This window comes from Corynebacterium zhongnanshanii (assembly GCF_014490575.1).
GTDB lineage: Bacteria > Actinomycetota > Actinomycetes > Mycobacteriales > Mycobacteriaceae > Corynebacterium > Corynebacterium zhongnanshanii.
On sequence record NZ_CP061033.1, the window covers coordinates 213127 to 225315 of the forward strand.

Annotated in this window: 10 protein-coding genes; 4 read left to right on the forward strand and 6 right to left on the reverse strand. The window is 57.2% G+C overall.

Annotated elements, in window-relative coordinates; genetic code table 11:
• Positions 1–8 precede the first annotated feature (8 nt).
• The 3 genes from IAU67_RS00925 to IAU67_RS00935 are packed head-to-tail and all read right to left on the reverse strand — an operon-like array spanning position 9 to position 2607.
• Positions 9–845, reverse strand: coding sequence for an ABC transporter ATP-binding protein (locus IAU67_RS00925; protein ID WP_151842639.1), 837 nt, complete (start codon positions 843–845; stop codon positions 9–11).
• The gene (locus IAU67_RS00930) at positions 829–1755 is read right to left on the reverse strand and encodes an ABC transporter permease (protein ID WP_151842638.1); all 927 of its coding nucleotides are present in this window, start codon (positions 1753–1755) and stop codon (positions 829–831) included. Before IAU67_RS00930 ends, IAU67_RS00925 begins: the two co-directional genes overlap by 17 nt.
• 3 nt (positions 1756–1758) lie before the next feature.
• A complete protein-coding gene (locus IAU67_RS00935) occupies positions 1759–2607 on the reverse strand; it encodes a prolyl oligopeptidase family serine peptidase (protein ID WP_151842637.1) in 849 nt (282 codons plus the stop codon).
• Positions 2608–3098: 491 nt separating this feature from the next.
• Here IAU67_RS00935 and IAU67_RS00940 point away from each other — a divergent pair, with 491 nt between their 5' ends.
• The 4 genes from IAU67_RS00940 to IAU67_RS00955 all read left to right on the forward strand — a co-directional run bounded on the left by IAU67_RS00940 (position 3099) and on the right by IAU67_RS00955 (position 8137).
• Positions 3099–4781, forward strand: a complete 1683-nt coding sequence (locus tag IAU67_RS00940; RefSeq protein WP_151842636.1) for a hypothetical protein — start codon at positions 3099–3101, stop codon at positions 4779–4781.
• Positions 4782–4826: 45 nt separating this feature from the next.
• Positions 4827–5462: a sortase family protein gene (locus tag IAU67_RS00945; protein WP_151842635.1), complete on the forward strand. Its 636-nt coding sequence runs from the start codon at positions 4827–4829 to the stop codon at positions 5460–5462.
• Positions 5463–5814: 352 nt separating this feature from the next.
• Positions 5815–7476, forward strand: coding sequence for a hypothetical protein (locus IAU67_RS00950; protein ID WP_151842634.1), 1662 nt, complete (start codon positions 5815–5817; stop codon positions 7474–7476).
• Between the two features lie 25 nt (positions 7477–7501).
• Positions 7502–8137 (forward strand): sortase family protein, encoded by a 636-nt coding sequence (locus IAU67_RS00955; protein WP_151842633.1) that lies wholly within the window; start codon positions 7502–7504, stop codon positions 8135–8137.
• Between the two features lie 28 nt (positions 8138–8165).
• Here the strand turns inward: IAU67_RS00955 and IAU67_RS00960 are convergent, their stop codons facing one another.
• From IAU67_RS00960 to IAU67_RS00970, 3 genes are all read right to left on the reverse strand, one after another.
• The gene (locus IAU67_RS00960; RefSeq protein ID WP_151842632.1) at positions 8166–9824 is read right to left on the reverse strand and encodes an AbgT family transporter; all 1659 of its coding nucleotides are present in this window, start codon (positions 9822–9824) and stop codon (positions 8166–8168) included.
• Positions 9825–9886: 62 nt separating this feature from the next.
• A complete protein-coding gene (locus IAU67_RS00965; RefSeq protein ID WP_151842631.1) occupies positions 9887–10879 on the reverse strand; it encodes an NAD-dependent epimerase/dehydratase family protein in 993 nt (330 codons plus the stop codon).
• A 15-nt stretch (positions 10880–10894) separates the two neighbouring features.
• Positions 10895–12148 (reverse strand): pyridoxal phosphate-dependent aminotransferase, encoded by a 1254-nt coding sequence (locus tag IAU67_RS00970; RefSeq protein ID WP_151842630.1) that lies wholly within the window; start codon positions 12146–12148, stop codon positions 10895–10897.
• Positions 12149–12189 lie beyond the last annotated feature (41 nt).

The following is a 12189-nucleotide window of genomic DNA, read 5'->3' on the forward strand; positions in this document are numbered from 1 at the left end:
TAGAGGCGCTAAAGATTTTTAGTGCCATCGCCTATCTCAATCTTTGGCCGCCGATACACGCTTTTGACGTGCTCAATCAAGTCATCGGCAGCCTCAGTGTTCCCGCGGGCAGTGCGCGCTGTCCATTTGTTGTACAGCAGTGCAATGCTGTCCACATCCCCATCCGCGATGATTTCACCATCGTGCAGCCATATAGCGCGGGTGCACATGGAACGAATAGAGGACATCGCGTGGGAGACAAGGAAAATCGTGCCCGCGTCCTGCAAAAACGCGGACATTCTGCGCTGCGCCTTTTCCGTGAAACTGGCATCACCCGTGCCTAAGGCCTCGTCAATGAGCAGTAAATCCCTTTGCAGTGCGGTGGAAATAGCGAATTTCAGGCGCGCACCCATGCCGGAGGAATAGGTCTTCATCGGGCGATCCACGGCTTTCCCAATGTCCGCGAAGTCCACGATCTCCTCCGTGAGGCGGGGGATATCCTCATCGGCAGCGCCCTGGGCCAGCAGGCCTAAGCGGATGTTCTTGTATCCGCTCAGCCGCGGCTGCAACGCCGCGGAGACATTCAGGAGGGTAGGGGTGGCGTTCACCCAAATATCGCCATGATCCGGTGCCTCGTTGCCGGCGATCAGCCTCATCAACGTGGACTTTCCCGAGCCGTTCCGGCCGATCACCCCAATGCATTCGCCCGTGCTGGCGTACATGCTGACGTTGTTGAGGGCGCGCACGTACTTCTTCTCATTGGTCATGCTGGCCAACGGGCGGTTGAAGATGCTGCTCTTGTTATCCGCGCGGTAGACGCGGGAGACATTGCGGACAACAACAGAGGGCTTATCTAACGCGTGCATACTGTGATTCACCTCGCCAGAAGTACAAGAATCCGATGATGAGCACCGCAAGAGTCCACAGGACCATTGTGGACCACCGCTCCAGGCTGGGCGCGTTGCCGTACATAATCGCGTGCCGCAGAGAGTCCAGGAATATATACGCCGGGTTGTGCTCCATGATGTTTCGAACACGAGGGATGGCGTCGAATCGCTCGATGGAGAAAAAGATACCGGATACGTAGAACCACGCGCGATTCACATAAAAGATCAGTTTTTTCGCATCAGGAATGAACGCGGTGAGGCGCGCGGTGGCGAAGGACAGGCCTAGCGCGAACAGGTTCATCAGTAGAAAGATCGGAATCACGAGCACGATCGTCCAGTGCAGCGGCTCCTCATGCTGAAACGCTAGCGCGGCGGCCACGGCCAACGCAGCGGGGATCAGGCTCATGAGCAGGTAGCGCAGGGATTCGCCGAGCACCAGGGACGCCCGGGGGAAGTTGAACGTGCGCAGCAACGCACGCGATCGCTGGATCAGCCCCGACCCGTTCGTCAGCCCCTTGGACAGCGTGGAGAAGAAGATGATTCCGATGATGAGGAACCCCACGAAGTTCTCAATCCCGCGGGAGGTGTTCAACACCACGCCGAACAGCACGCCGTACATCGCGATGCGCAGCAGGGGCTCCAGGATGGTCCAGAGGCGGCCCAGGAACATGTCGTCGTTATCGGCGATGGCCCGGTAACGCGCGTTGAGGTAGGTGAACTTCCGGTAGCGCCACATCTGGCGGAGGTAACTGCGTAAGGTGACGTGCGTGTGGTGCTTGGTGAGCCTCCGAGCATCCGCGCGCACAGCCCGTGGCGCATTCGGATGCTCCGCGTCCGGGTGCTCGCTGCGCAGGCGCGCGACGGCGGCTAGTTCCTGGTCATCTCTCATGGCCTACAGCCCCTGTGCCAGCCGGTCCAGGTGCGTGTTGATCGCCTTGAGCGTCTGGTTTTTCCCTAGCGGGTTGTGCCCCAGGTTCTTGTCACTGTACGGGGACACGGTAACTGTAGGGGTTTTGTTCTCCACGTCGATCTCCCGCAGCTCGTTCAAAAACGGGATGAAGTGGTTGTTGAAGTCGCCGTCGCTGGCGATGTTGGTGAGCATCTCCATCGGCGGGATGTAGTTCTCCTTGGCGAACAGGGAGACGATGTTGATGCGCCAGTCGAATTCTTCCTTGGCTTGCTCCGCGGTGCGCCCCTCGAACACGTCGCGCAGCAGCGCGTTGACGTACGCGGGTGCGTAGCGGGACCAGTCCAGCTGGGGGTTGTTGACCAGGGCGTAGCTGCCTTTATCCAGGGTGGCGGTGGCGGCTGCTTGGAATCCGCCGGCGGAGCTGCCGTAGTGCAGCGTGTGGGCGGGGTCGGCCAGCTCAAAGGCCTCGCGGACGTGGTTGAGGATGGTGACGTAGTCCGGGATGGCCCAGCGTTCCAGGCTGCCTTGTCCCCATCCGATGGTCAGGCGGGTGTTCTGGACCAGCGTGGGGTCTGCGATGTGGATGCTGTCTGCGTTGATGTCGTCCAGCCAGGTGGAGCGTTGGAAGACGATGCCGTCCGGGGCTTTGGCGCGGACCAGGGCACCGTTGTAGAACGCGGCCAGGACGTTGCGGCTGGTGTGCCTTTTCCGCACGAGGACTGGGATTTTTTGCTCGTCGATCTGGACCAGGGCGCGGTATTCTGTGAATCCTTCGCCTTCCAGGGTGGGCTCTAGTGATGGAGTGAGCTCAGTGAGCTGGATAGGGTCCATGGTTGCCTTTCCGTGGGAGGTGGGATGTGCTGTGAAAAGTTACTCAATGAAAGCTAATTGGCTGTCATTTTCAGCTTGATATAGGTAGTCTACCTAATGGGGTCCTTATATGGGCTGAATGGTGGCCGCCGTGGGGGTTGGGCAATGCTGCAGAGGCGGGGGTTGCTGGCGTGAATCATTTATGAATTCGACGCCGCCGCGCATTCTCACAGCGCGCCAATGAGCATGAATTGGCGTGTGATATGCGTCACCTCCCCCCCCCCGATGGGAAGGTATTTTTTTGAAAAGTGTTAGATATTTGACGTGTTCAAAAGTATTAATATTCAGGCGTTTTATTTTCTTGCGATTCTCATACAAAATGGTTTTATTTTGTAGCATAATGTACAGTGGGGGTAGCCTAAGCTAGTTTCTACATAATGCTGGGTTGTAGCTGTGCGTGTTATGAAATTCGCATGAGAATGTTTAAGCGAGGTGCCACGCTCTTTGGCACAATGGCCCTGACTGCAGCGATGGTGACATCGCCTTTGGCTCACGCGGAAGTCCCTTCGGATAATATTCACGGTTCTTTCGGTGGAGTGAATGTGGATACCGGTAAGGCTGAAGTGGACAATATCGGTGATACCACCGAGGTGAAGTGGCAGGTTCAGCTGTCGAAACTGCTGTCTTCTTCGGATCACAAACACACATCCAGTCATACGCAGATTCTGATTCCGAATACTGTGGATGTGACGTCTATTCGCTTGACGCATCGCCCGATGACAACGACTGATGATGAGAACTTTAACGCTGGAAAGTACGAGAGTTCGGTTCCGGCTAAGGAAGTGAGCTACGAAGTGCCGATCATCCCGGTGACTCCAGGATCTGACGTTGAGGAGGACTTCACTCCGGACCAAGAGGCGCGGGAAGAATATGGAGTCTCGCCATTCTTCAAGAGTCCAATTGGGACTAATAATCCAAATGATGCTGATAATGAGGAGACATTTGGTTATCTACAATACGGCGTGACCCCATCGCCGTATCCTGATCAGCCGGGATGGAACGCCTATCAAGTAGTGCTGGATAACGTTGGCATCTACACCTTTGAGGTGACGGGTACCACGAAGTCGGTGGGGAAGGATACGTACATCCCTATCCGTGCCGATAATGCTCTGTGGCGCTGCTTCTCGGAAGGTCAAACCCCTGTTCGTCCAAGTTCAGCTTATGACGATGGCTGCCAGTCCTTGAAGGATTACGCGTGGGCTCGTACCGATGAGTTGCCACCCGTGACCACCGCGGAGCAGGACGAGGAGACCCGCGCAAAGATCGTTCGCCTCTACGAGGATCAGGGAACACGCCATGGCCTGACGGGTGTGGGTACGTGTGCCGTGACCCGGAACACCGATCGTTTTGACACCATCTCTACTGATATTGAGCAGGCGGGCGCAGACAAGATCGGCCAATTTACGCGTCAGTTCAACCTTCATGCCAACATTGCCGTGACCTACATCGGTTCGTTGACCGGCCCCGAGGATAACTGCGACCAGGGCTTCTATCACATTCAGGTGAAGGATAAGCCTGAAGATGAGCCAACCGAGGACGTGACCGAGGAGACCACGGAGGAAACCACCGAGGCGGCTCCTGACGAGTCCACCTCCGAGCCATCGGACGAGCCGACCACGAAGCCTTCCGAAGAAACCTCTGAGGAGATGACGGACGACTCTACCGAAGAATCCACTTCGGAAGAGTCCACCACGGAACCGAGCACGGAGGAGTCCACCGAAGAAACCACGGAGGACACCACCGAGGAATCTACCGAGAAGCCTTCGGGCAAGCCGTCCGAGGAAACCTCTGAGGAGTCCACCACGGAGCCATCGGAGGAGGCAACCACGAAGCCTGCCGAGAAGCCTTCGGACGAGTCTTCCGAGAAGACGACCGACAAGCCTTCCGACAAGGAAGAGTATGAGGGCGGCAAAAAGCAGAGCCCAACCGAGCGCGAGACTCCGGTCAAGCCAGTGACTCCTCCGAAGGACGTCACCCCGAACGACATGCAGCAGGAGACCATCCTGCAGAAGGAGACCAAGAAGCACTCCAAGTCGTCCAAGACCTCCAGCTCCAACGACTCTTCTCAGGAGCCAAAGTCTAAGTCCACGCAGGGTCCACGCGTTGCTACCGGCGGAAGCGTCGTGGCAGCCTAAGGCGCGTGCCGTTAAGGAATGATCGTGAGCCGTTAAGGAATGACCGTGAAAAAACTAGTTGGTGCAGTGGGAGTAGCTTTGCTGCTCACCATGACCACTGCCTGCAGTGACGACAAGCATGATGAGGCTGCGGCCGAGGTCACCTACGATAACGCCCCCGAGGGTGAGGTGTACCGTGACCTCAAGGGCAACCCGGTGGATCGCTCGAACGCGGACAATGCTGGTGTGAGCCCTGCAGAGATGAACCAGGTCACCGAAACCGGCGAGCGCTTTGCGATCCCATCGCTCAAGCTGAGCGTGAAGTTGGGGTCGGTCACCTCCTTCAATGGGGTGATTGAGCCGCTGAACTACACGGATGCCTTTGTTGTGTCTGACTATTCGGATGGCTATAGCAACCCCGAGGATGGGTCGGTTACTGTGGTGGCTCACGCTCTGGATCGTGGAGGTTATGCTCCTGGCAATTATGTGTTTGACACTGCCACGCATAAGTCCTTGGTGGAGGACGGCCAGATCATCGCCGCGGGCCCAGGGATCTTCAAGATCACGGAGCAGCGGACGGTGAAGAAGGCTGATATGCCGGGGCAGGCGTCCATTTGGAATAACCAGCCCCGCACCCTTCACTTCATCACCTGCGTGCCGAACAGCGATGAAAACTTCGTCATCACTGCAGAACGCGTCTAAGTTCTAGCGTTTCGCCCCAGAAGTTGTCGCCTTGGTGGAGGTGATGAGCTTCTGGGGTTTCTGCATGCGATAGTGCAGTATTGTTGCTACTTTCGCGGGGGTTTAGCGCGGGGGCTATTTGAGGAACTCTGTGTGCAGAGTCTTGTTGGTTTGATTGTGATTATGATCACGGGCGCCCCCGGCTGGAGAGTTGTTGCGGAGACAAGTCTAACTAAAAGTATAGGTATCCAGGCTTTTAATATTTACTCAGCGATCGGAAACTATGTCGCTTGAGACTCCAGTCAAAAGCGGGGGTAGCTGGAAGTGCTTGCGGGGGATAGGTGACTACAGCTGAGTGTGTTATTAATTTGGCATGAGAATGTTTAAGCGAGGTGCCACGCTCTTCGGCACGATGGCCCTGACTGCAGCGATGGTGACATCGCCTTTGGCGGGTGCTCAGCACGAGCTCCCTTCGGACAACGTACACGGATCCTGGGGCGGGGCAAACGTGGATACAGGTAAGACTGAGGTGGACAATATTGGTGACACCACTGAGGTGAAGTGGCAGGTTCAGTTGTCGAAACTGCTGTCTTCTTCGGACTACAATCAAGTGTCTAATCGTGCTCAGATTCTCATTCCGGACACGGTGGATGTGACGTCTATTCGCTTGACGCACCGTCCGGTGACGACGACTGATGATGAGAACTTTAACGCTAAAAAGTATGAGAGCTCGCTTCCGGCTAAGGAAGTGAGCTACGAGGTGCCTATCATCCCAGTGAGCCCAGAAACTGGCCTTGCCGAGGACTTCACTCCGGACCAGGAGGCGCGGGAAGAATATGGAGTCTCGCCATTCTTCAAGAGTCCTATTGGAGACAAGGATTACAATGATGGTGAGACATTTGCGAATATACAATACGGTGTAACCCCATCGCCGTATCCTGATCAGCCGGGGTGGAACGCCTATCAGGTGGCGCTGGATCACGCCGGCGTCTACACCTTCGAGGTCACGGGTACCACGAAGTCGGTGGGGAAGGATACCTACATTCCTATCCGTGCTGACAGTGCCATGTGGCGTTGCTACCAGGAAGGTGGAAACCCGGTTGGTCCTAATTCCAGTTATGATGACGGCTGCCTGTCCTTGAAGGATTACTCGTGGGCTCGTACCGATGAGTTGCCGCCCGTGACCACCGCCGAGCAGGACGAGGAGACTCGCGCGAAGATCGTTCGCCTGTACGAGGATCAGGGTACGCGCCATGGCCTGACGGGTGTGGGCAAGTGTGCGGTGACCCGGAATACGGAACGTTTTGACACCATCTCTACTGATATTGAGCAGGCGGGCGCAGACAAGATCGGCCAATATACGCGTCAGTTCAACCTTCACGCCAACATCGCCGTGACCTACACCGGCTCGTTGACCGGCCCCGAGGACAACTGCGACCAGGGCTTCTACCACATCACGCTGAGGTCGAAGCCTGCGGAGACTCCGGATGAAACCACCGAGGAAACCACGGAAGTAACTCCAGAAGAGACCACCGCGGAGACCACCGAAGAGCCCACCACGGACAGCGCCACCGAGGAGACCACCACCGAGCCCACCTCGGAAGAGTCCACCACGGAGGACAGCACCGACGAAAGCACGGAGGATCCTGCCGAGGGGTCTACTGAAGGATCCACCGAGGAGGCCACCACCGAGCCCACGGAGGCAACCACCACGGAGCCTACGGAGGAGCCGACCACCGCTCCCACCGAGAAGTCTTCGGAAGAACCAACGTCTAAGCCTTCCGGCAAACCATCGGGCAAGCCGGCCGATAAGGAAGGTTCTGACGACGGTGAGAAGGAAAGCCCTGCCGATCGGGAAACCCCGATTAAGCCGGTTAAGCCTCCTAAGAAGGTGAACCCGAACGAAAAGCAGCCGGAGACCATCTTGCAGAAGGAGACCAAGAAGCACTCCAAGTCTTCTAAGGGATCCTCTCAGGAGTCGAAGTCCTCGAAGGGCCCACGCGTCTCCACCGGCGGAAGGATCGTTGCAGCCTAAGGCGTGCGCGCGTTAAGGAATCACTGTGAAAAAACTACTTGGTGCAGTAGGGGTCACCCTACTACTGACCATGACCGCCGCCTGCAGCGACGATAAGCACGACGAGACTGCGGCCGAAGTCACCTACGATAACGCTCCTGACGACGGCGTGTATCGCGACCTCAAGGGCAACCCGGTGGACCGTTCGAACGCGGACAATGCTGGTGTGAGCCCTGCAGAGATGAACCAGGTCACCGAAACCGGAGAGCGTTTTGCGATCCCGTCGCTCAAGCTGAATGTGAAGTTGGGGTCGGTCACATCCTTCAATGGAGTGATTGAGCCACTGAACTACACGGATGCTTTTGTTGTGTCGGATTACTCGGACGGCTACAGCAACCCCGAGGACGGGTCCGTCACCGTGGTGGCCCACGCCCTGGACCGCGGCGGCTACGCTCCAGGAAACTATGTGTTCAATACCGAGACGCATAAATCCTTAGTGGAGGACGGCCAGATCGTTGCTGCGGGCCCGGGGATTTTCAAGATCACGGAGCAGCGGACGGTGAAGAAGGCTGATATGCCGGGGCAGGCGTCCATTTGGAATAACCAACCCCGCACACTGCACTTCATTACGTGCGTGCCGAACAGTGATGAGAACTTCGTCATCACCGCAGAACGTGTGTAAACCACAACCGGTTTAACCCGCACTGCGTTTAACCGGCCGGGTAGTGCATGGACACGCCCGGCCCCAGCGGAATACCCAGCAGGTACCACACCACGAAGAACACGAACCAGCCCGCCAGCATCGTCAGAGAATACGGCAGCGCCAGGGACATCAAGGTTCCCACACCTGCGCGCTTGTAGTAGCGCTGCAAGAACGTTAACGCCAGCGCAAAATACGGAGACATCGGCGTGATGATGTTCGTTGGCGAATCACCAATACGGAACAACATCTGCGCCACCTCCGGGCTGATATTCACGTACATCAGCATGGGCACAACCACCGGAGCCATCAGGGCCCACTGGGCAGAACCGGACGTAATAAACAGGTTCAGCAGCGCAACCATCAGCACCAAACCGGCGAACATCACCAGCGGCGGCAAGTTCCAGGCCTGCAGCAATTCAGAGCCCTTAATGGCCGTCCACACGCCCAAATTGGACCAATCGAACCACGCCAAAAACTGCGCCACCATAAAGAACAGCACAATCATTGGCAGCAGCGACTGCAACCCCTTGGCCATAAAGTCTGGCACATCACCGGCGGATGTAATGGTGCCCACCTTCAGGCCGTACACAGCACCCACCACGAAGAATCCCAGCGCAATCGGTACCGCAATAGCCTGAATCAGGGGAGACTCCATAAACTCCCCATCGGGACCTGCGAATGGAGAACCCGGTACGAAAATCAGCGCGAAGAACACCGCCAAAAAGACCAGCAGCGCCACGCCAGCCCACGCCAAACCGCGAGCCTCAATGGGCTTGAGGGACAGCTCCTCCTCGTCCTCAGAGAAGTCGTAATCCTCATCTGCATTGCCGTCAGCGTCCTCATCCGAAAAGGACAACGAAGACGTATCTAGATCGTCGTGATCCACCAGCTCACGCGCCTTGCGTACAATAAACAGCTCCGTCACCGCCGTGATAATCAGCGACAGCACAATTGCCGACGGCACCACGAAGAAAATATTCGCCAGCGCATTCACCGTGTAGTCCGGATCCACAATGTGCGCCGCCTTCGTGGAAATACCCGCCAGCAGCAAATCCGTGATATTCAGAATCAGCGACGCATTAAACCCAGCCGAACTCGCCGCGAACGCCACCATCGCTCCCACAATCGGGGAACGCCCCACCGCATGAAACGCCATCGCGCCCAGCGGAATCAAAATGACATAAATCGCATCCGACGCCACACTTCCCGTCACACCGGCCAATGCCAGAACAAACGTCAGCATCTTTGGGGACACGCGTGCGACCATGGCGCGGACCAGCGCAGAGAGCAGCCCTGTCTGCTCCGCGACTGCCACGCCCAGCATCACGGCCAGGATCACGCCCAAGGGTGGGAAGCTGATGAAGTTATTCACCGCTTCCGTGACCATCTTGGATAGGCCCTCGCTGGTGAGGAGGTTCGTCACCTCAATGGGATCCCCGGACTCGGGATCCGTGGCGGACATGCCCACCGATGAGCCGATCCACGAGGCGACGGCAACAATGCCGGCAAGAAAGACGAACAGCCAAAAAGGATTAGGCAGCTTATTGCCGATCTTTTCAATGGTGCCCAGGAAGCCGCCTGGAGCCTCAGGCGGCTTCTTCTGGTCGTGATCCTTGGCGTCGGTTTTCTCAGCGTTAGATTTTTTGGAAGCGGTGGATGAAGACATGGTTGCTTGCTCGCTCACTCTCAACGTCACAATGTGATGGCAACCACCCTACCTGCTGAGAGCTACATGCGTGAGAAAACGTCCACCGTCTTCCGGATCCCGTCAGCCAACTTCACCTTCGGCGACCAGCCCAAAACGCGGCGGGCCTTTGAGTTATCCAACACAGAACGGGGCACGTCACCCAAACGCGCCGGCGCATACACCGGGGAATCCTCCGCGCCGGCGGCAGCGGCCACCAGCGAGTGCAGCGTCCGGTCGGACGTCTCCACGCCCGTGCCGATGTTGAAGCGCTGGCCATTGGACTCCTGGCGCAGCTCCGCCAGCTCCGCGCCCGTGACGGCGCACGCCAGCCCCGGCAGGTCCTTCGCGTCAAAGGCCGCGGCGGCCAAAAAAGCCTCCACCACATCGCCCACATACACGTAATCGCGCGTGTTATTCCCCGCGCCAAACACCGTGGTGGGCGTGCCCGCCAGCAGATTCTGGGCAAAAATAGCCACCACGCCGGCCTCGCCATGAGGATCCTGGCGCGGGCCATACACATTCGCCGGCGCGATAAACGCACACTCCAAGCCGTAGAGCTTGCGGAACGTATTCAAATAAATCTCACCCGCATACTTGGAGGCTGCATACGGGGAATCCGGCTGAGGAACAGTCTCTTCCGAAACAGGCAGCGCCGCCTCCCGGCCATAAATAGCCCCACCGGAGGACGTATGCACCACTCTGCGCACGCCGGTCTGGCGCGCCGCATCCGCGAGGCGAATGGTTGAGAGAATGTTGAGCTCGGCGTCGAATATAGGATCGGCCACGGAACGGCGGACATCGATCTGCGCGGCCAAATGAAACACAACATCCGGCTTTACTTCCGCAAAAAGATCCGTGAAATCAATATCGGCAATGTCTGCTTCCACCAAACGGGCAGCAGAGTTCACATTCGCCGGGCGGCCATGGCACAAATTATCCACCACAGTCACGCAGGCGCCGGCCTCCACTAAGGCATCCACCAAATGGGAACCAATAAAGCCCGCCCCACCGGTCACAACAACGTTTACAGACATCGCCACACCTTCACGCTATTGCTTGTAACTCGACAAGAAATTGCCCAGACGCTCAATGGCATCGGACAAATCACGAGCCCACGGCAACGTCACAATGCGGAAATGATCCGGCTCCGGCCAGTTGAAACCAGTGCCCTGAACCATATGAATCTTCTCCGCGCGCAAAAGATCAAACATGAACTTCTCATCATCATGAATCTCATGCACATTCGGATCCAGCTTCGGGAACGCATACAGCGCACCCATCGGCTTGACGCAGCTCACGCCCGGAATCTCATTCAACTTCTCGTACGCCACATTGCGCTGCTCCAGCAGGCGGCCACCCGGAAGCACCAAATCATTGATGGACTGGCGGCCCGAAATTGCCACCTGAATGGCATGCTGGGCCGGAACATTCGGGCACAAACGCGTGCCAGCCAGCACAGACAAGCCCTCAATAAAGCCCTTCGCGTGGGACTTCGGGCCGGTCAGCACCATCCATCCTGCGCGATAACCGGCCACGCGGTATGCCTTCGACAAACCGTTATACGTAATGCACAGCAAATCAGGGCACAAGGACGCGATGGAAATGTGCTGGGCATCGTCGTACAAAATCTTGTCGTAAATCTCATCGGCAAGAATCAGTAGGGAATGCTTGCGTGCAACATCCACAATCTTCTGCAGAATCTCCCGGGAATACACGGCACCCGTCGGGTTATTCGGATTGATCACCACAATGGCCTTAGTGCGCGGGGTGATCTTCGCTTCAATGTCCTCGATGGACGGGGTCCAGCCGTTGTCCTCATCACACAGATAATGCACCGGAGTTCCGCCTGACAGGGACGTCGCAGCTGTCCACAGCGGGTAATCCGGCGACGGGATCAACACCTCATCGCCATCATTGACCAACGCCTGCATCGTCATGGTAATCAGCTCGGACACGCCATTGCCCAAGAACACATCCTCCACGTCAAAGCGCGGAAAATCAGGGATGACCTCGTAGCGAGCAAAAATGGCGCGGCGGGCGCTGATGATTCCCTTGGAGGTGGAGTAGCCCTGCGCATAGGGTAGCGCCGCAATCATGTCACGCATGATCACATCAGGAGCCTCGAAACCGAACACGGCAGGGTTACCCGTGTTGAGCTTCAGGATGCGGTGACCATCTGCCTCCATCCGCTCGGCCTCGGCGTTCACCGGGCCGCGGATTTCGTACAAGACGTTTTGCAGTTTGGTGGACTGATCCAGCGCCCGAAGGTCGCTGGGGCGAATTGGCTTACTCATTCTGTACATTCTGCCACGTTTAGCCCCACATACGGGAGAGGTGGCGAAGT